At 65.9% G+C, this 18,165-nt stretch carries 20 protein-coding genes and 1 riboswitch; of the genes, 13 read left to right on the plus strand and 7 right to left on the minus strand.

From position 1 onward, the window contains the following. Position 1: 1 nt before the first annotated feature. Entirely contained in the window at positions 2–1,051 is a 1,050-nt protein-coding gene (gene cobW, locus FNB15_RS07765) for a cobalamin biosynthesis protein CobW (RefSeq protein WP_144068152.1), read from the minus strand. Positions 1,052–1,181: 130 nt separating this feature from the next. After that, positions 1,182–1,413, minus strand: a riboswitch (cobalamin riboswitch). Positions 1,414–1,513: 100 nt separating this feature from the next. On the opposite strand from cobW, the gene FNB15_RS07770 reads away from it, so the two are divergent. After that, positions 1,514–2,146, plus strand: a complete 633-nt coding sequence (locus tag FNB15_RS07770; protein WP_144068153.1) for a HupE/UreJ family protein — start codon at positions 1,514–1,516, stop codon at positions 2,144–2,146. Positions 2,147–2,183: 37 nt separating this feature from the next. Beyond that, positions 2,184–2,894, plus strand: a complete 711-nt coding sequence (locus FNB15_RS07775) for a sulfite exporter TauE/SafE family protein (RefSeq protein ID WP_185973763.1) — start codon at positions 2,184–2,186, stop codon at positions 2,892–2,894. A 1-nt stretch (position 2,895) separates the two neighbouring features. Here FNB15_RS07775 and FNB15_RS07780 read toward each other — a convergent pair whose 3' ends face one another. From FNB15_RS07780 to FNB15_RS07790, 3 genes are all read right to left on the minus strand, one after another. Further along, positions 2,896–3,387 (minus strand): hypothetical protein, encoded by a 492-nt coding sequence (locus FNB15_RS07780; RefSeq protein WP_144068155.1) that lies wholly within the window; start codon positions 3,385–3,387, stop codon positions 2,896–2,898. A 26-nt stretch (positions 3,388–3,413) separates the two neighbouring features. Further along, positions 3,414–3,944 (minus strand): response regulator, encoded by a 531-nt coding sequence (locus FNB15_RS07785; RefSeq protein WP_246068821.1) that lies wholly within the window; start codon positions 3,942–3,944, stop codon positions 3,414–3,416. Positions 3,945–4,151: 207 nt separating this feature from the next. Next, a complete protein-coding gene (locus FNB15_RS07790) occupies positions 4,152–5,558 on the minus strand; it encodes a penicillin-binding protein activator (RefSeq protein WP_185973764.1) in 1,407 nt (468 codons plus the stop codon). Between the two features lie 166 nt (positions 5,559–5,724). On the opposite strand from FNB15_RS07790, the gene rsmI reads away from it, so the two are divergent. The 9 genes from rsmI to FNB15_RS07830 all read left to right on the plus strand — a co-directional run bounded on the left by rsmI (position 5,725) and on the right by FNB15_RS07830 (position 12,386). After that, positions 5,725–6,561, plus strand: coding sequence for a 16S rRNA (cytidine(1402)-2'-O)-methyltransferase (gene rsmI / locus FNB15_RS07795; protein WP_342777574.1), 837 nt, complete (start codon positions 5,725–5,727; stop codon positions 6,559–6,561). Next, the gene (locus FNB15_RS07800) at positions 6,548–6,913 is read left to right on the plus strand and encodes a YraN family protein (protein ID WP_144068158.1); all 366 of its coding nucleotides are present in this window, start codon (positions 6,548–6,550) and stop codon (positions 6,911–6,913) included. The genes rsmI and FNB15_RS07800 overlap by 14 nt, the downstream gene beginning before the upstream one ends. A 64-nt stretch (positions 6,914–6,977) precedes the next feature. Next, the gene (locus tag FNB15_RS07805; protein WP_185973765.1) at positions 6,978–7,601 is read left to right on the plus strand and encodes a BON domain-containing protein; all 624 of its coding nucleotides are present in this window, start codon (positions 6,978–6,980) and stop codon (positions 7,599–7,601) included. Between the two features lie 25 nt (positions 7,602–7,626). Further along, entirely contained in the window at positions 7,627–8,457 is an 831-nt protein-coding gene (locus FNB15_RS07810) for a SirB1 family protein (protein ID WP_144068160.1), read from the plus strand. Between the two features lie 77 nt (positions 8,458–8,534). Continuing rightward, complete coding sequence (gene gshB / locus FNB15_RS07815; RefSeq protein ID WP_144068161.1) at positions 8,535–9,491, plus strand: glutathione synthase; 957 nt, start codon at positions 8,535–8,537, stop codon at positions 9,489–9,491. 147 nt (positions 9,492–9,638) lie between these two features. Then, positions 9,639–10,391: an FkbM family methyltransferase gene (locus FNB15_RS07820; RefSeq protein WP_144068162.1), complete on the plus strand. Its 753-nt coding sequence runs from the start codon at positions 9,639–9,641 to the stop codon at positions 10,389–10,391. A gap of 96 nt (positions 10,392–10,487) precedes the next feature. Continuing rightward, complete coding sequence (locus tag FNB15_RS07825) at positions 10,488–10,685, plus strand: hypothetical protein (RefSeq protein ID WP_144068163.1); 198 nt, start codon at positions 10,488–10,490, stop codon at positions 10,683–10,685. 145 nt (positions 10,686–10,830) lie between these two features. Next, a complete protein-coding gene (locus FNB15_RS20935; protein ID WP_185973766.1) occupies positions 10,831–10,971 on the plus strand; it encodes a hypothetical protein in 141 nt (46 codons plus the stop codon). Between the two features lie 269 nt (positions 10,972–11,240). Further along, positions 11,241–12,386: a DUF2336 domain-containing protein gene (locus tag FNB15_RS07830; RefSeq protein ID WP_185973767.1), complete on the plus strand. Its 1,146-nt coding sequence runs from the start codon at positions 11,241–11,243 to the stop codon at positions 12,384–12,386. 28 nt (positions 12,387–12,414) lie between these two features. Here FNB15_RS07830 and FNB15_RS07835 read toward each other — a convergent pair whose 3' ends face one another. The 3 genes from FNB15_RS07835 to FNB15_RS07845 form a co-directional block, all read right to left on the minus strand. Then, entirely contained in the window at positions 12,415–14,211 is a 1,797-nt protein-coding gene (locus FNB15_RS07835) for a sensor histidine kinase (protein WP_144068165.1), read from the minus strand. A gap of 71 nt (positions 14,212–14,282) precedes the next feature. Next, positions 14,283–15,431 carry an alanine racemase gene (locus FNB15_RS07840; protein WP_144068166.1) on the minus strand — a complete coding sequence of 383 codons (1,149 nt, stop codon included), beginning with the start codon at positions 15,429–15,431 and terminating at the stop codon, positions 14,283–14,285. A gap of 13 nt (positions 15,432–15,444) precedes the next feature. Next, complete coding sequence (locus FNB15_RS07845; protein WP_144068167.1) at positions 15,445–15,849, minus strand: PaaI family thioesterase; 405 nt, start codon at positions 15,847–15,849, stop codon at positions 15,445–15,447. A 247-nt stretch (positions 15,850–16,096) separates the two neighbouring features. On the opposite strand from FNB15_RS07845, the gene groES reads away from it, so the two are divergent. Together groES and groL are read left to right on the plus strand one after the other, a co-directional pair. Further along, positions 16,097–16,408, plus strand: coding sequence for a co-chaperone GroES (gene groES, locus FNB15_RS07850; RefSeq protein ID WP_144068168.1), 312 nt, complete (start codon positions 16,097–16,099; stop codon positions 16,406–16,408). Between the two features lie 45 nt (positions 16,409–16,453). After that, positions 16,454–18,109, plus strand: a complete 1,656-nt coding sequence (groL, locus tag FNB15_RS07855; protein WP_144068169.1) for a chaperonin GroEL — start codon at positions 16,454–16,456, stop codon at positions 18,107–18,109. The last annotated feature ends 56 nt before the right edge of the window (positions 18,110–18,165 follow it).

Here is an 18,165-nt window from a genome sequence, read left to right on the forward strand (position 1 = left end):
CTTAGATGGCGGCGAGGGCGGCGCGGATGGCCGCCTCGTCCAGGCCGGCCTGGCCGATCACCACCAGCCGCGTGGCGCGTGGCTCATGGCCGTGCCAGTCGCGGTCGTAATAATGCGACAGCCGCATGCCGACACCCTGCAGCACCAGCCGCATCTTCTTGCCGGCGACGGCGACAAAGCCCTTCACGCGCAGGATGTCGTGGTCTGCGATCACCGGCAGCAGGCTGTCGAGCAGCGCATCGGGTGAAGCCTGTTCCGGCAGCGTGACCGAGAAGCTGAAGAAATCCTCGTGGTCGTGGTCGTCCTCAGTGTCGTGATGCGACTTGCGCGCGGCGATGTCATCTTCGGCGGCCGCCCGCAGCCCGAGCAGGATGTCGGCGGCGATCTCCCCCTTGCTGATCGACAGGGTCTTCACGCCCTGGCGCAGATGCGCGGCGATCTCGGCGCGCACATTGTCCAGTGCGCCCTCGTCCAGCAGGTCGGCCTTGTTCAGCAGCACGAGATCGGCGCAGCCGAGCTGGTCCTCGAACAGTTCCTCCAGCGGATTGTCGTGATCCAGGCTGGGGTCGGCGGCGCGCTGGGCGGCCAGCGCTTCTTCGTCATCGGCAAAGCGGCCTTCAGCCACGGCGGCGGCGTCCACCACGGTGATCACGCCGTCCACGGTGGTGCGGCTCCTGATGCCGGGCCAGGCAAAGGCCTGCACCAGCGGCTTCGGCAGCGCGAGGCCCGAGGTCTCGATCACGATATGCGTCGGCGGTTCGGGCCGGTCGAGCAGCTTCTGCAGCGTCGGCAGGAAATCATCGGCCACCGTGCAGCACAGGCAGCCATTGGCCAGTTCGATGATGTCGTCTTCGCTGCAGTCCGGCGCGCCGCAGCTTTTCAGCAGATCGCCGTCGATGCCCATTTCGCCGAATTCATTGACGATCAGCGCGATGCGCCGGCCATTGGCGTTGGTGATCAGGTGCCGGATCAGCGTGGTCTTGCCGGCGCCGAGGAAGCCGGTGACGACGGTTGCGGGGATTTTGTTGGCGGCGGCTGCAGTCTTTTGCATTCTTCAAGCGTCCTGTTGCATGACGCCGACACGGATTGGCCCGCCGGTCCGCCGCCATGTCTCCCCTGTCGCGGGAAGGGTGGCGAGAATGGCACAGGCCGGGCACCGACACACCCCGTCCGGCACATCCGTTCGACCAAGGGCGATGGCAGGTCTCCGGGCTTGCGGGTCGTAACGGTTCGTGCGCCTTCCCGGGGGACTGTCACATCCTGCCAGTGGCCTGTTGCACGCCGCTCGCCGCCTACCGTAGCGGGGGCTGCCGCGGCTTGCGGTTTCTGTATCAGAAACCGGCACCGCGTTCCCTTTTCATCACCGCAATGTCAGGCATGACATGGCGGTGAACCATCGCGCCGGACGGTAAGCCGCGCCCCCGGTCTTGTCAAACCGGCCGCGCTTGGGCAAAAAGGGATCGGGTGGGTCCGCATGCAGCGCATTTTCTGCGCGCGTTTCAAAGAGGTTGCCATGTCCTTCAATTTCAAGATCGGCAAGTCAAAGCTCGGTCAGGCCGTTCTGCCGGCCATCCTTCTGGCAAGCCTTGCTCTTCCGGCGCTGGCCCATCCCGGTCATCCGGGCGGCGAAGCGCATGACGCCGGCTTCGCGCAAGGCTTCGCGCATCCCTTCGGCGGTTTCGATCATCTGCTGGCCATGATCGCCGTCGGCCTGTGGGCCGTGCAGTTCGCCACCCGCACCGGCAACCGCTCAGGTCTCTGGCTGCTGCCCGCCGCCTTCGTGCTGCCGATGGGCGCCGGCTTCCTGCTCGCGCTGAACGGAATTGCACTGCCCGGCGTCGAGGCCGGCATTGCGCTGTCGGTGCTGATCCTCGGCCTCGCTGTCGCCTTCGCCGCCCGCCCGCCGCTGGCCGCCGCGATGGCGGTCACCGCCGGTTTCGCCCTGTTCCACGGTTATGCGCATGGCACGGAAATGGGCGCTGGCGTCGCCACGGCTTATGCTGGTGGCATGCTGCTGGCCACCGCGCTGCTGCATGGCGTCGGCCTTGTCGTCGCCCTGCTGTCGCAGCAGGTTGCCACGCCGGTGCTGACGCGCGCGGCCGGTGCCGCCGTGGCTGTCGCCGGCGTCGTCATCCTGGTTGCCTGACAGTTTTCTCTTTCTGACCGAACCGCGTTACTGGGCAGTGGCCGGCGCAGCTGCGCTGGCCGGCCTGGTGCGCGGGTTTTCCGGCTTTGGCGGCGCGATGGTGTTCATGCCGATCGCCAGCCTGCTCTATGAGCCGAAACTCGCCGCCATCCTGCTGTTCATCGCCGACGATATTGCCGCCTTGGCCATGCTGCCCGCCGCAGTGCGCCGCTGCATCTGGCGCGAGGTGCTGCTGCTGGGCATCGCCGCGGTGATCGCGGTGCCGTTCGGCGTCGCATTGCTGGTGGTGGCCGATGCCGATGTGATGCGCTGGGTGATCTGCCTGGTGATTCTGCTCGCCGTCGTCCTGATGGCGCTGGGCTGGCGCTATACCGGGCGGCTCGGTCTGCCGGCCACGCTGGGCACCGGCATGCTGGCGGGATTGAGCGGTGGGGCGGCTGCCCTGCCGGGGCCGCCGGTGGTGCTGCTCTGGCTCGGCGGCCAGGGCAATGCCGCCACCGTGCGCGCCAACCTGATCGTGTTTTTCGGCTTCACGGCCACCGCGTCTGGCATCGCCTACTGGTGGAGCGGGCTGTTCACGCAGACCAGTCTGCTGATGTCGCTGCCGTTGATCCCGGCCTATCTGCTGCCACTTTCGCTGGGCAGCCGGCTGTTCGCGCGTTCCAGCGAACAGCAGTTCCGCCGCGTGGCGCTGGCGCTCTGCGCCTTCGCCGCCCTGTCGGGCCTGCCGTTGTGGCGGCTGCTCTAGATCAGTGCCTGTATTTGCGCGCGGCTTCTTCCAGCGCGCTGAGCAGCTGCATTTCGATCTTGCTGCCGCTGCCCTGGATGCGGTTGCCCATCACCACATAGAGCGCATCGATCTGCGCCGCGATGATGTCGAGCTGGATCGGCGTCGGCACGCCCATATCCCTGGTGAAGTCGTTCAGCGATTTGGCGAAGGCGGTCAGCAGCGGATATTTGAACATGCCGCCCATGCCCTTGATTTCGAGCGAGATGGTGCGGATCGCCTGCATCGCCTGGTCGGCGCCGATCTGGCTGTGCGCCACATCGTTCAGCGCCACGCGCAAGCCACGCAGCTTGTCGGCAACCTCAACGGTAAACTGGTCGGTGGCCTTCTCGACCACCGCTTCCAGCTTCTTGATTTCCTCAGGCTCAAGCTTGAGCTTGAAACCTTTCTTGAAATTGACCGCCTTGCGTCGCAATTCCTGCGACGGCGGCATGAAAACAGGTTTTTTAGTCATCCCGGCAGACTACATCCTACGCGTCGTCAGATGGCGTCGGCCATGATGCGACGCTCGGGTCCGGCCCAGTCGAGCCTGCGGCGGCGGCGGTCCGGGCCGAAATATTCGCCGATGCGCACGAACTGGCGCGGGCGGGCGATGGCCGAGGCGAGGCGGGTGTAAAAGCCGTTGACCGTATAGGGCTTGGCGACGAATTCCGACACGCCGCAATCGCGCGCGCGGCAGACATATTCCTCTTCGGAATTGGCCGTCATCATCACGATCGGCATCATGCGGTTCGGCGAACCGCCGTCATTGCGCACCCAATGCACGATGTCCATGCCGTTGCGGCCAAGCTTCTCCTGAGAGAGCGCCCATTCGGTGATCATGATGTCGGTGCGGCCCATGCGCAGCACGTTGACCGCGGTCTCGAAGTCGCGCGCGCGGTCGATATACTGCACATCCAGCATCTGCAGAACGTCGCGCACCATCTGGCCCATCAGGCGATTCGGCTCGACAACCAGAAAACTGATCTTGGAAAAATCGATACGCTCGTGATCGGCCATGTCTTCGCTCACTTTGGTCCTCCCGCGGGCGGGACAGGACGTAAATTCTAATAGAAGGAACTTCGAGTGAGAAGCACGCACAGGTAGTGATGCGCTTTTTCGCCTAATAGCATACCGTCAGGCCTAGCACCGAATAACTTCTCGGTAATCAGCCCAGAAGGGTGAGATTTGGTAGGATTCTGCGGGAGTTAACGTCAGACCGGCCGGCGCGTTTCCGGCTCAGTTTCCCGGGACCTGGAAGCTGCTCGGTGCCGGGTCGATCACCCGGCCGCCGCCGCGGCGCTGGATTTCCAGCACCGCCAGTCCACGCTGCACGAGGCCATCGGCCTGAAAGCGGAAAATCCCGTCATAGCCGGCAAACCCGTCGGGGTTCGACAGCGCGGTCTCGTCAAAGGGCGCGGCAATACCGGGAGATTCACCCGGGCGGCGGGCCAGGACGCCGACCAGCGCGGTGGCGTCGTAGGCCAGGCTGGCCAGGCGCGGCGGCCGGCGACCGAAGCCCTGCTCGAAGCGGCGGGCGAATTCGGCAAAGCCATCCGGGGTCGGGCCGGCATACCAGCCGCCGACCAGGGCGGGTTCGGTGCTCAGGGAGGGATCGTCCCACAGGCCGGTGCCGAGGAAGCGCACGGCGCGCGGGTCGATATCGAAGAAGGGCAGCAGCGGAGCCAGCGCGCGCAGGCGGGCGCCGCCCTCGGGCAGCAGCACGGCATCGACCGGGCGGGCGATGTTGGGATCCACGCCATCCACCGGCGGCGCCTCCAGCCCGCGCGGCGGCAGGGCGCGCAACGCCGTGGCGAAGCGGCGCACGGTGGGGGTGAGATCGCCGGTATCGACCGGGTAGCGGTCCTGTCGCAGCATCTCGCCGCCCGCCGCCTGCGTCGCCGTGGTGGCGGCCTGCATGATCGCATTGCCGTAAGCCGAATCCGGCGCCAGTGCTGCAAAGCGCGTCAGGCCGCGCGTCCGGGCATAGGAGATCACGCGTTCGATCTGCTGGTCCGGCGTGAAGCCGAGCAGATAGACGCCGCCACCCGCCACGCTGCGGTCGGTCGAGAAGCTCAGCACCTTGATGTTGCGCTCACGCGCGATCAGGCCCACGGCAGAAGCCTCGTTGGCAAACAGCGGCCCGATGATGATCTGCGCGCCTTCCGCGATCACGCGGCGCGCGGCCTCGGAGGCCTTTTCCGCATTGCCCTCGGTGTCGCGCGGCAGCAGCACCAGCCGGTTGTCGGCCAGGTCGAACAGCGCCAGCTGCGCGGCATCGAACAGGGCGCGGCCAAGTCCGGCATTCGGGCCCGACAGCGGCGCCAGGAAACCGATGCGGATGGCGTCCGCACTGCCCGGCGCGGTCAGGGGCGGGGCGGCGGGCAGCGGCTGGGTCTCGATCGCCAGCGAAGGCGAGGCCGGCTGCGGCTGCTGCTGCTGCAGCGCCTGCTGCATGGCGGGCGGAATATTATTTTGCGGCGCATTCGTCTGGGCCGGGGTGCCGGCCGAGGGGGCCACGCGCTGCGGTGCGCCGGTGCCGGGCGCCACCCGGTCCAGCAGGCCGGGCAGGCCGCCCTGCGCCTGCGGCCCGCTCTGGCAGGCGACGAGCAGCAGCACCAGCAGCACGGGTGCGAGCCTGGACATCAGAGTCTGAAGCATAGACTGAGCGGAAACCCGCCCCCTACAATGCGCGACACAGCTCAGTCCGAGGCCCATGACACATCCAATCCAGCCGCCGCCCGACAAGTCGAACCGAGAAAGTTCTGACTGGGGTGTCAACACGGCACAATTCACCCCGGGCTTATATCTGGTGGCCACCCCTATCGGCAACGCCGCCGATATCACCTTGCGGGCGCTCGCCCTGCTGAGCCACGCCGATCTGGTCGCCTGCGAGGACAGCCGCGTGACCGGGCCGCTGCTCAAGCGCTACGGAATCGACACCCCGCTTTTCCCATACCATGAACATAATGCGGCGAAAGTGCGGCCCCAGCTGATCGAAAAGCTGAAAGGCGGCGCGGTGCTGGCCCTGGTGTCGGATGCCGGCACGCCGCTGGTGAACGATCCGGGCTACAAGCTGGTGCGGACCTGCATCGAGGAAGGCGTGGCTGTCACTGCGCTGCCCGGCGCCTCCGCCGTGCTGACGGGCTTAAGCCTGTCAGGTCTGCCGACCGACCGCTTCCTGTATGCGGGCTTCCCGCCGCCGAAACAGGCGGCACGGCGCAAATGGCTGGCCGAACTGGCCAGCATTCCGGCGACGCTGGTGCTGCTGGAAAGCGCGCAGCGGCTGGCTGACAGCCTGGCGGACATGGTCGCGGTTCTCGGTCCGGCACGCGAGGCTGCCGTGGCGCGCGAACTGACCAAGAAATTCGAGGAGGTGCGGCGCGGGCCGTTATCCGAACTCGCCGCGCATTATGCCGCGGCCGGTGCGCCGAAAGGCGAGATCACGCTGGCCATCGCGCCGCCGGCGGATCAGCCCGCCGCCACGGCTGCCGATCTGGACGGCGCGCTGAAAGAGGCGATGGCGCGGCTGCCGCTGCGCCAGGCGGTGGACGAGGTGGCGGTACTGCTGAATCTCGGCCGCAAGACGGTCTATGCCAAGGCTCTCGAATTCAGAACGGCACTCGAGCTGAAAGATGGCAAGGACTGACCGTGGCCCTGAACGCCACGTCCGCGGCCGGGCCGGGGAGGCCCGCGCGGTCTGGTGGCTGCGGCTGCAGGGCTTCCGCATCCTGGCCCGCAACTGGCGGCACCCGCTGGGCGAGATCGACATCCTGGCCCGGCGCGGCCGGCTGATCGTGGCCGTTGAGGTGAAATGGCGCGACAGCGTCGACCGGGCGGCCGAGGCGGTGCTGCCCGCGCAACGCCATCGCATTGCTCGGGCGGCTGCGGTATTTCTGGGCCAGCAGGCCGATGCTGCAACACTTTCTCTACGATTTGATGCCATGCTGCTGGCGCCGGGCCGCTGGCCGCGGCATATCCGCGACGCCTGGCGGGTCTGATTCGCCCGCCTTCCGTTGCCGACGGTCATTAACTCGAGACGGCCACTATCCGAGGAGTTCTCCCGTGCTTCAGTTCTCTCTCTCCCGCACTCTGCGTTTCGCCCCCCTGGCTCTGCTGTTGCTGGCGCTGCCGGCGCTGCAGGGCTGTGTCGGCGTGGCGGTCGGTGCCGGTGCGGCCACCGGCGTGGCGGCGGCCGAGGAACGCGGCATCAAGAATGCCGCCAACGACAAGGGCATCCAGCTCGCCATCAACGACAAATATCTCAAGGACAACCAGTATGTCTGGCGCAAGCTGTCGGTCACCGTGATCGAGGGCCGCGTGCTGCTGACCGGTGTGGTCGGCACCGAATATTCCAAGGACGAGGCCACGCGTCTGGCCTGGGCGTCGACCGACCGCGTGCAGGAAGTGATCAACGAAGTGCAGGTCACCGACGAGGGCGGCGTCGGCGCGGCGGCCTCCGACACCTGGATCACCACGCAGCTGCGCACCAAGATCGCCACCGACAAGGAAATCGTCGACATCAACTATTCGATCGAGACGGTGAACGGCACGGTCTACCTGATCGGCCTGGGCCAGTCCGACCTGGAGATCACCAAGGTCACCGACCATGCCCGCACCATCAAGGGCGTGCGCAAGGTCGTCAGCCATGTCTGGCTGAAGTCCGACAAGCGTCGCCGTCCGGTCTAGGCGGCGATATGACGGACAGGACCAGATGACAGACAGCGCGGCGATCGAAACGGCTCTCAAGGCTCTCGGCGCCGCGCCCGATGACGGCTTCGACATCGCCGAAGCCGCGCTGCTGCTGGCGGCGCTCGACAGGCCGGGGCTGGATCTCGCGCCTTATCGCCGTCATCTCGCCGATCTCGCGGCGGCGCTCAGCCGTATCGATGCCGGCAGCGAAGTGGCGCCGCGCGCCGTGGCGCTGGCTGCCGTGCTGGGTGCGGAATTCGGTTACCGCGGCGACACCGAGTCTTACGAAGATCCGCAGAATGCCGATCTGCTCCGCGTGATCGACCGCCGCATGGGTCTGCCGGTCGCGCTCGGCGTGCTCTACATCTTCGCCGCGCGCGCCCAGCACTGGCCGGTCTGCGGCATCGATTTCCCCGGCCATTTCCTGGTGCGCGTCGAGGGCGAAGATGGTGCGCTGATTCTCGATCCCTTCCATCACGGCCGCATCGCCGCGCCGCCCGACATGAATGACCTGCTGCGCCGCGTCGGCGGCACGGAAGCCGGCGAATTGCAGCCCGAACATGTGCGGCAGATGACCGGGCGCGAGGTGCTGCTGCGCCTGCAGAACAACATCAAGGCGCGCGCCTGGCGCGGTGGCGATATCGAGCGCACGTCGGAAATCCTGCGCCGCATGCTGCTGGTCGCGCCGGCCTTCGCGCCGGCCTGGCGTGAGCTGGGCGTGGTGGAGGGCGAGCTGGGGCGCATCCGCCAGTCGATCGCCGCCACCGAACGTTTCCTGATGCTGGCCGGCGACGAGGCGGCAAGCCTTGAGGCCGAGGTGTTCCTGCGGCACATTCGCCGCCAGTTGAACTAGACGTCTCGCCCAATCTTCCCATTTCGGAACGGCTCCCTAAATTGAGGGGCCGGACTTGATAAAAAAAGGACTGTGCCATGGCTCTCAAGGTGGCGATCCAGATGGACCCCATCGAAAGCATCGATTTCGATGGCGACAGCACCTTCGTGCTGGGCCTCGAGGCCGAGGCACGCGGCTACAGCCTGTTCCACTATCTCGCCAAGGACCTGAGCTTCCGCGACGGCAAGGTGCTGGCACGCGGCCGCGCCATGCGGCTGCGGCATGAACGCGGCAACCATTACACGCTGGGCGAACCCGAACTGCGCGATCTGGCCGAGATGGACGTGGTGCTGATGCGCCAGGATCCGCCGTTCGACATGTCCTACATCACGGCGACGCATATCCTGCAGCATATCCACCCGAAAACGCTGGTGGTGAACAATCCGGTCGCGGTGCGCAACGCGCCGGAGAAGCTGTATGTCACGCATTTCGACGGCGTGATGCCGCCGACGCTGATCTCGTCCGACATGGAGGCGATCAAGGCCTTCCGCGCCGAGCACAAGGACATCATCCTCAAGCCGCTGTTCGGCAATGGCGGCGCCGGCGTGTTCCATCTCACGCCCGACGATGAAAACCTTGGCTCGCTGCTTGAGATGTTCACCAAGCTGGCGCGCGAGCCGGTGATCGTGCAGCGCTATCTGCCTGAGGTCCGCGCCGGCGACAAGCGCATCATCCTGATCGACGGCCGTCCGGCCGGTGCGGTCAACCGCGTGCCGGCCAAGGGCGAGGCGCGCTCCAACATGCATGTCGGCGGCCGGCCGGAAAAGATCGGCCTGACCAAACGCGAGCAGGAAATCTGCGAGGCGATCGGCCCGCACCTGAAGCGCGAAGGCCTGATCTTCGTCGGCATCGACGTGATCGGCGACTATCTCACCGAGATCAACGTCACCTCGCCGACCGGCATCCAGCAGATCAACCGCTTCGACGGCGTGAAGCTGGAAGCGGAAATCTGGGACGCCATCGAAGCCGCGCTGAGCCGCCGCTCGATGGCGTGAAAGCACAACCTGCAACCGGGCGTAACCAGTTGCGGGTGGTGCGGTTGCAAAGCTCCGTAGACAGCTTTCTCCCCGTCGCGAGATTTATCTGTCTTACGGCGTAGCACAGGCCTAGTCTGCCTCCGGGGTTTACGGGGGTAGGCTGAAATGTCGGGTCTGGAGCGGCAGCTTTGGACGCTTGAGGAGCGCGTCAAACACGCCCTTATTCCGTCCGGGTTATACATTCGCTACAAGGTTCTGAAGGAGCGCTGGTCGGGCGAACCTGAACTGCGTCTGCTCGACATGCTGGTCGACCGGCGGCGCAATGCCATCGATGCCGGCGCCAACAAAGGCACTTTCACTCATGTGCTGTCCGGCCTGGCCCGGCATGTCCACGCGTTTGAGCCCAATCCGAAAATGCTGGCCGTGCTGCGCGAGACCGCGGCAGACAATGTCACGGTCTCGTCCGTCGCGCTGTCGGATCGCAGCGGGCCGGCCGAATTCCTGATCCCGCGCGACAGCCGCGGGAGCCATTCCAACCAGGGCGGCTCGCTCAGCCGCGTGAAGGTGCGTGGCGAGCATACGGTCGTGCCGGTGCAGATGGCGCGGCTGGATGATCTCAACATGTCCGATATCGGCTTCATCAAGATCGACGTGGAGGGCAGCGAACTGGAGGTGCTGGCTGGCGCTGCCCAGGTGCTGGCGCGCGACCGCCCCGTCCTGCTGATCGAGATGGAAGAGGTGCACACGCAGACACCCATCGAGCTGTCGCTCGCCAAGGTGCTGCAGTTCGGCTATCGCGGCATGTTCTTCGACCGCGACCGCCAGAACCTGCGCATGCTGGAGGATTTCGATCCCGAAGCGATGCATCGCCAGCGCGGCCCCGGCTATGTTTTCAACTTCATCTTCCTGCCGGCTTAAAGCACGCCGGAAGCTTGGCTATACCGGTCTCGTTAAAATCACAGAACCGAACCAGGGCTTTGGCGGTTGTTCTCCATAACCAAGGAGGTCAACGCCATGCGCACTCTCATTCTTGCCACCGCAGCCGTCGCCGCACCGCTCCTGCTCGCGGCCTGCAGCCCCAGCCCGCCGCCGCCGCAGACCGTGATCGTCGATCCGCCGCCGCAGCGCGCCGTGGTGCAGCCGGGCCAGGCGGTCGTCGTGCCGCCGGGCAGCACGGTGCGCACCTGCCCGCCGGGCTATGCCACCTGCTGAGTGATCTGAAGGATTGCGCCAGCGCCGGGTTTATCCGCGCTGGCGCAGCCCCATTATAGACGGACGCAGCAGCGGAACCGGGCTGTACCGCGGGCACCGTCCGGGCGTATCATACCGGCCTGACCCAGCTTCAATGGAGACTGCCATGCGCAAGACCCTGCTTGCCCTGATCGCCATGCTGCTCGCCGCTCCGCTGCTGATCGCCTGCGGCGATCCGATCAACTACGAGGATCGCCCGCTGGGCGACCGGACCTGCCCTCAGATCGGCACGAGCACGACCTGCTGACACCACCTGAATAGCGGGTCGCATATCCCCCAGCGTGCAATGCCATTCGCACGCCTATGACCCTGTCCGCGCGGAGCGCCTGATTCTGCAGCCGGTTGCTGCCTGATCAGGCAATTTGCGGAAGCTTGTATGCAGTGTCGCCGGTGACCATACCGGAGAGGATTGATCAGGATATTTCACCGTGACAATCCGGCGTTGTTTCCCTATTGTCCGCGCCCAACAAACACCGGCACCAACGAACGATGTTATGGGCGGGGGCTGCAGAGTTAGTGGTTCAAGGGGCGTTTCTCGGCATTCAGGATGTACAGCGGCTGCTGGCGGACCCTTCGCCTGCGGCACGCGCCGACACGGCCGCGAAAGTCGCGCGCGCTTTTGCCAATGAAAACGAAGGTGGCATTGCATTAACAGCCACCGAGCGCGAACTGGCGCAGGCGATCATCGCCGCGCTCGCCCGCGATGCCGAAACCATGGTGCGGCAGGCGCTGGCCGAACAGCTGCGCGACTCGCCGCAACTGCCACGCAGCGTGGCGATGAAACTGGCGCGCGACGTGGCCGATGTGGCCACTCCGCTGCTGCAATTCTCGCCGGTCTTCAGCGATGCCGATCTGATCCAGCTGGTGCAGGCGGTGTCGCCGCTGCACCAGAGCGCCATCGCCGGCCGCGCCAAAGTCTCGGCCACGGTGGCTGCCGCACTCGTCACCCATGCCGCCGAGCCCGCCGTGGCGGTGCTGATCAACAATCGCGGCGCCGAGATCGGCAGCACGATGATGGAACGCGCGCTCGATCGTTTTCCCGACAGCCGGGCGCTGGGCGATGCGCTGGCGCGTCATCCGCAGCTGCCGCCGAAATTCGCCGCCCGCCTGATCGCGCAGGTGTCCGAGGCGCTGCGCGATGCGCTGGTCAGCCGTTACCAGATTCCGCCGGCCATGGCCGCCGACACGATGATGCAGCTGCGCGAACGCAGCCTGCTCGGTCTGCTGGGTGACGGCGCCGAACCGCCGGCTCTGGCCGAGCTGGTGGTCGACCTGCAGAAGCGCGGCCAGCTGAGCAGCACCCTGCTGCTGCGCGCGCTGGCCGGTGGCGACCTGGCCTTCTTCGAGCAGGGCGTGGCGCTGATCGCCGGCGTGCCGCTCAACAATACGCGCCTGCTGATCCATGATCCGGGCAAGCGCGGCCTGGCCGCCATCTACCAGCGCTGCCGCCTGCCCTCGGAATATTACAAGATGACCGAGGCCGTGCTGGATCTGGCGCGCGGTTTCGATTTCGTGCGTGGCGCGGCCGAGCGCGCCGAATTCGTCGAGATGGTGATCGGCATGATGCTGGCCGATTACGCCATCCTGTGGGATCGCCATGAACAGCAATGGCTGACCCGCCGCCGCAGCCGCGCCCAGGCGGCGCAGAGACTCGCCGCCTAGCACCGCGCGGCCTGATCTTCCGTATTCTTTAAATCGACTGCGAAATCCCGGTACGCGAGGCCGGGAACGACACCGTGATCACCGTGCCGCGGCTCGGCGCGCTGTCGATGGCGATGCTGCCCTGATGCGCGCGTACAAAGGCGCGGACCAGCGAAAGCCCCAGGCCGACGCCGCCATATTTGCGGCTGAGCTGGGTATCGGCCTGTTCGAAGGCATCGAAGATGCGGCTCTGGTCTTCCGGCGCGATGCCGATGCCGCGATCGGTCACTTTCAGCAGGATTTCGTTGCTGGCGGCATCCAGCCGGGCTTCGGCTTCCACCGGAATGCCAGTGGGCGAGAATTTCAGCGCATTGCCGATCAGGTTGATCATGATCTGTCGCACCAGCCGCGCATCGGCATGCAGCGACGGCAGGTCGTGGGGCACCGAAACCACCACGGCCTCCACCGTGCGGCCGTAATGCGAGGCGGCGAGGCGCGCGCAGATCGGCAGTTCCTCGTCCAGCATCACCGGCTGCTCATGCAGCTGGATCTGGTTCGCCTCGATGCGGGCAAGGTCAAGGATGTCGTCGATCACCGACAGCAGATGGCGCGCGCTGCCGTTGATGTCGCGCAGGTATTCATCGTATTTCGCCCAGTCGGGGCCGAACATCTTCTGCTGCACGATATCCGAGAAACCGATGATGGCATTCAGCGGTGTGCGCAGCTCGTGGCTCATGTTGGCGAGGAAGATCGATTTCGCCTGGCTGGCGCGCAACGCCGCGTCGCGCGCCTGGCTCACTTCGCGGAACAGCTCTTCCAGCCGTGCATTCTGGCTCTGCAGCTTGGCGCTCGCCTCCTGCTGCTCGGTGATGTCGATCACGATCAGCGCGCTGTCGCCCTGCGGCGTGGTGCGGCGGCCGATCTGCAGCCAGCGGCCGTTCGGCAACTGCAGCGCGCGTCCTGTCATTTCGCTGTTCAGCACGCGATCCGGCAGGCCGGCACGGCGCAGCAGACCGGGCAGCGAGGCGCCGCGCCCGAACAGGGTTTCGCTCAGGCCCAGCAGGGCCGGCAGCCGGCGGTTCCACAGCAGCAGGCGGTTGTCGCCGTCCAGGAAGGCAAAGGCCTCCGTGCTTTCGGCGATGTCCAGCAATTCGCCCTGGGCGGCACGGATGCGTGCATACAGCGCGGTGTTTTCCTCATGCAGGCGGCGGTTGCGCCGGATCACGCCATTGACGATGCGGTTGGTCAGGATCATCGCCACGGTATACAGCGTCGAGACCACCGCCATGGCCACGCCGATCGTGCCGCCCTGCCACAGGAAGAACGAGATGAAGGGCACGGCGATCAGCAGCATGAAGGTCAGCGCCGCCTTGGGCACCACCGCCAGCGTCGCCGCCGAACCGGCCAGCATGCCGGCCGCCACCATGATCACCAGCAGACGATGCGCTTCATCCAGCTGCGGCAGGAACAGCGCCGCCGCGCCCCAGGCGACGCCGGAAAAGCCCGCGCCCCAGATGTCGAAGGCGCGCATGCGGGCCGCGCGGCCCTGGTCGCGGTCGGCGCGCCGGGCATAGGTGATCCAGCGATACAGCATGTAGATCAGGCCGGCGGCATGCAGCAGCCACCAGCTCAGCAGCCAGCTGAGCGGGATCTGGCCGATCAGCAGCACCGCGACGGCGGTGACATTGACGATGGTGACGCCGGCGTTGATCGGCACCACCTGGCGGAAACTGACGAGTGTGGGGTTGCGCCGCGACGCCCCGCCGGGTGCTGCGGGATCGGTTGGCCGAGGTGATGTTTCTCCGGGTGTGGGCCCACCCGGAGATGTGTGGCTGGCGTCTGACATGTCTGCCCCCGCCTCACTCAAGCGGAAATGCCCTGCCGCCGCAACTGCCCATCTTGGTTACCGAGGTCAGATCACCAACCGTTGACGCGATCCCATTCGGCGATGATCTCGCTGCCGCCGTCGGTCACGTAGTAACGGTCATACATCGCGCCGGTCATGCAGGAATGGTTGGGCAGCACCCGCAGCCTGCTGCCCGGCGGGTGCGCCGCGAAATCCACCTTCGGAGCATCCGGCCCGCCCAGCAGCCCATGCTCCTGGTGCACGTCATGGACATTCATGCCGTCCAGCGGCAGCGCCTCATTCGGCCGGCAGACCCGGCCATAGCCGGTGCCCGGCACATTCCTGTTGGCGCCGGTATCCTTCGACAGCGCCAGGCCGCCGGCATCGATCAGCACATGGTTGCGCGCCGGATGATGCGACACCACGGTGGCCAGCACCGACACGGCGATATCCTGCATCGCGCAGGTACCGAGGCCCTGCTGGAACAGGTCGAAGAACACGAAATTGCCCGGCCGCATCTCGGTCACGCCGGTCAGGTCTTTGGCGAACAGCGCGGTGGGCGTCGACCCGACCGACACGATCGGGCAGGCAAAGCCGGCCGCGCGCAGGCGGGTGGCAGCCTGCACCACCGCCACGCGTTCGTCTTCGGCGATGCGTTCGATCTCGGCCAGGCTTGTCGCGCCGTAGGAATGTCCGGCATGGGTCAGCACGCCGGCCAGTTCGACGCCGGGCTGAGAGAGCGCCCCGGAAAGTTTCTGGGCCAGCGGCAGCAGGATATCGGAGTCGGGCGCGATGCCGGCGCGGCCCAGGCCGCAGTCGATCTTGATCAGCGCGCGGAAGGTGACGCCGAGCCGCTGGCCGGCTTCGGCCGCGGCCTGCGCCACCGCCGGATGGTCGGTGATGAACTTGAGGTCGACGCCGCTTTTGATCAGTGCACCGACCTGGTCCAGCTTCTGCGGCGCCATCGGCACGGCGTAAGTGATGTCGCGGAAACCCGCCTTGGCGAAATACTCGGCCTCGGCGAGCGTCGACACCGTGATCGGACCGCTCTTGCCGACGGCGAGTTCGGCCACCATCACCGATTTCGCTGTCTTCAGGTGCGGACGCAGTGTGACGCCGAGTTGTTTCGCCCGCGCCTGCATGCGGGCCACATTGGCCAGCAGCCGGCTGCGGTCGAGGATCAGGACAGGCGTGGGCAGGTCGTTCAAAGTGCGGGTCATCGATTTGTCTTCTCTATTTGCGCGGTGCCAGCACGAGCTGGGTCTGCGTCACGATCGCGGCCAGCTTGCCGTCGGCGCGGGTGATCCGCGTCTGCCACACCATCGTGGTCTTGCCCCGGTGCAGCGGCGTGGTCTCGGCCTGCGCGGTCTCGCCGGCGGGAATGGCGGCGAAGAAGTTGGTCTTGCTCTCGATCGTGGTGGTGGAATGGCCCGGCGCCAGGTTGGCCACGGTGGCCACCGCGCCCAGTGTGTCGGCGAAAGCCATCACCGCGCCGCCATGCAGGATCGCCGGCACGGTGCACAGCTCGGCTCTGACCGGCAGTTCGGCGGTCACCTTCTCCGGCGTCACCGAGGTAATCTTCAGGCCCATCAGTTCGGCAAATGGCAGGGCAGAAAGCGATGGGGGCAGGTCCGTCATCGGATCCTCCAGATTTTCTTAATCAGGGCAGCAGCTTAGACGGAATCCCGGCCTCTCTGCGAGACGGGCCGGTGAAAAAATGTGGCGGAATCCGGGCAGCCCTCCCTTGACGGGGGCGGGCAGGCTGCTTAAGTGTCTGGCGCTCTCCGACCGAGAGTGCTAACAATCCGCGGGGCATGGCGATAAATCGCTGATTTCCAAGGGTTTTCAGATTTCCCAATGCGACAGAACAATCTAGGAGGATCGCATGAAGTTTCGTCCGCTGCATGATCGCGTGGTGGTTAAGCGCGTTGCAGAAGAAGAGCGCACCGCCGGTGGCATCATTATCCCCGACAGCGCCAAGGAAAAGCCGATGCAGGGCGAGATCGTCGCCGTCGGCGCCGGCGCCCGCGATGAAAACGGCAAGGTTCAGCCGCTCGATGTGAAGGCCGGCGACCGCGTGCTGTTCGGCAAGTGGTCGGGCACTGAAGTGAAGCTCGATGGCCAGGAGCTCCTGATCATGAAGGAGTCCGACATCATGGGCATCATCGAAGGCACGCCTTCGAAGAAGTCCAAGTAATCAGCGACTCTCACCAGTCCAGATAGTCTTTAAGGAGATACAGCTATGGCTGCTAAAGATGTCCGTTTCGGCGCTGATGCGCGCGGCAAGATGCTGCGCGGCGTCGATATCCTCGCCGATGCCGTCAAGGTTACCCTCGGTCCGAAGGGCCGCAACGTCGTGCTCGACAAGTCGTTCGGCGCCCCGCGCATCACCAAGGACGGTGTGACGGTCGCGAAGGAAATCGAGCTGGCCGACAAGTTCGAGAACATGGGCGCCCAGATGGTGCGCGAAGTGGCCTCGAAGGCGAACGACCAGGCCGGCGACGGCACCACCACCGCCACCGTGCTGGCCCAGGCCATCGTGCGCGAAGGCGGCAAGGCCGTTGCCGCCGGCATGAACCCGATGGATCTGAAGCGCGGCATCGACCTCGCCGTCGAGAAGATCGTCGAAGACCTGAAGAGCCGCTCGAAGAAGATCTCGGGCACCAAGGAAATCGCCCAGGTCGGCACCATCTCCGCCAACGGCGACACCGAAATTGGCAACATGATTGCCAAGGCGATGGAAAAGGTCGGCAACGAGGGCGTCATCACGGTGGAAGAGGCCAAGAGCCTCGAGACCGAGCTGGACGTCGTCGAAGGCATGCAGTTCGACCGCGGCTATCTCTCGCCGTATTTCATCACCAACGCAGAGAAGATGATCTGCGACATGGAAAACCCCTACATTCTTCTCCATGAGAAGAAGCTGTCGGGTCTCCAGGCCATGCTGCCGGTTCTCGAAGCCGTCGTGCAGACCGGCCGTCCGCTGCTGATCGTCGCCGAAGATGTCGAGGGCGAAGCCCTTGCCACGCTGGTGGTGAACAAGCTGCGCGGTGGCCTGAAGGTCGCCGCCGTCAAGGCGCCGGGCTTCGGCGATCGCCGCAAGGCCATGCTGGAAGACATCGCGATCCTGACCGGTGGTCAGCTGATCTCGGAAGATCTCGGCATCAAGCTGGAGAGCGTCACGCTCGCCATGCTCGGCACCGCCAAGAAGGTCACGATCGACAAGGAAAACACCACGATCGTTGCCGGCGCCGGCAAGAACAAGGACATCCAGGCTCGCGTGGGCCAGATCAAGGCGCAGATCGAGGAAACCACCTCGGACTACGACCGTGAGAAGCTGCAGGAGCGTCTGGCCAAGCTGGCCGGTGGCGTTGCCGTGATCAAGGTTGGCGGCGCCAGCGAGATCGAGGTGAAGGAGCGCAAGGATCGCGTTGATGACGCGCTGCATGCGACCCGCGCCGCGGTCGAAGAAGGCATCGTTCCGGGCGGCGGCACTGCGCTGCTGTACTCGGTGCGCGCCATCGACAAGGTCAAGGTCGACAATGCCGACCAGAAGCATGGCGTGGAAATCATCCGCCGCGCCCTGCAGGCTCCGGTCCGTCAGATCGCCGAGAATGCCGGCGTTGACGGCGCCGTGGTGGCCGGCAAGCTGCTGGAGTCGAAGGACACCAGCTGGGGCTTCAACGCCCAGACCGAAGAATACACCGACCTGGTCAAGGCCGGCGTGATCGACCCGACCAAGGTCGTGCGTGTGGCCCTGCAGGGCGCGGCTTCGGTCGCTGGCCTGCTGATCACCACCGAAGCCATGGTTGCCGATCGTCCGGAGCCCAAGGGTGCGGCCGGCGGCGGCGCCCCGGGCGGCATGGGTGGCATGGGCGGCATGGGTGGCATGGACTTCTAAGTCCACAGCCCATCAGTCCTGCACTGATACGAGAAGGCCCGGTGGAAACACCGGGC

This window comes from Ferrovibrio terrae, assembly GCF_007197755.1.
In the GTDB taxonomy this organism is placed as follows: Bacteria; Pseudomonadota; Alphaproteobacteria; order Ferrovibrionales; family Ferrovibrionaceae; genus Ferrovibrio; species Ferrovibrio terrae.

What these genes read in the sequence shown, in the direction of transcription:
- cobW (WP_144068152.1), bottom strand. Translation starts at nt 1,051, where the DNA reads ATGCAAAAGACTGCAGCCGCCGCCAACAAAATCCCCGCAACCGTCGTC.
- FNB15_RS07770 (WP_144068153.1), top strand. Translation starts at nt 1,514, where the DNA reads ATGTCCTTCAATTTCAAGATCGGCAAGTCAAAGCTCGGTCAGGCCGTT.
- FNB15_RS07780 (WP_144068155.1), bottom strand. Translation starts at nt 3,387, where the DNA reads ATGACTAAAAAACCTGTTTTCATGCCGCCGTCGCAGGAATTGCGACGC.
- FNB15_RS07790 (WP_185973764.1), bottom strand. Translation starts at nt 5,558, where the DNA reads ATGTCCAGGCTCGCACCCGTGCTGCTGGTGCTGCTGCTCGTCGCCTGC.
- FNB15_RS07800 (WP_144068158.1), top strand. Translation starts at nt 6,548, where the DNA reads ATGGCAAGGACTGACCGTGGCCCTGAACGCCACGTCCGCGGCCGGGCC.
- FNB15_RS07810 (WP_144068160.1), top strand. Translation starts at nt 7,627, where the DNA reads ATGACAGACAGCGCGGCGATCGAAACGGCTCTCAAGGCTCTCGGCGCC.
- gshB (WP_144068161.1), top strand. Translation starts at nt 8,535, where the DNA reads ATGGCTCTCAAGGTGGCGATCCAGATGGACCCCATCGAAAGCATCGAT.
- FNB15_RS07820 (WP_144068162.1), top strand. Translation starts at nt 9,639, where the DNA reads ATGTCGGGTCTGGAGCGGCAGCTTTGGACGCTTGAGGAGCGCGTCAAA.
- FNB15_RS07825 (WP_144068163.1), top strand. Translation starts at nt 10,488, where the DNA reads ATGCGCACTCTCATTCTTGCCACCGCAGCCGTCGCCGCACCGCTCCTG.
- FNB15_RS20935 (WP_185973766.1), top strand. Translation starts at nt 10,831, where the DNA reads ATGCGCAAGACCCTGCTTGCCCTGATCGCCATGCTGCTCGCCGCTCCG.
- FNB15_RS07835 (WP_144068165.1), bottom strand. Translation starts at nt 14,211, where the DNA reads ATGTCAGACGCCAGCCACACATCTCCGGGTGGGCCCACACCCGGAGAA.
- FNB15_RS07840 (WP_144068166.1), bottom strand. Translation starts at nt 15,431, where the DNA reads ATGACCCGCACTTTGAACGACCTGCCCACGCCTGTCCTGATCCTCGAC.
- FNB15_RS07845 (WP_144068167.1), bottom strand. Translation starts at nt 15,849, where the DNA reads ATGACGGACCTGCCCCCATCGCTTTCTGCCCTGCCATTTGCCGAACTG.
- groES (WP_144068168.1), top strand. Translation starts at nt 16,097, where the DNA reads ATGAAGTTTCGTCCGCTGCATGATCGCGTGGTGGTTAAGCGCGTTGCA.
- groL (WP_144068169.1), top strand. Translation starts at nt 16,454, where the DNA reads ATGGCTGCTAAAGATGTCCGTTTCGGCGCTGATGCGCGCGGCAAGATG.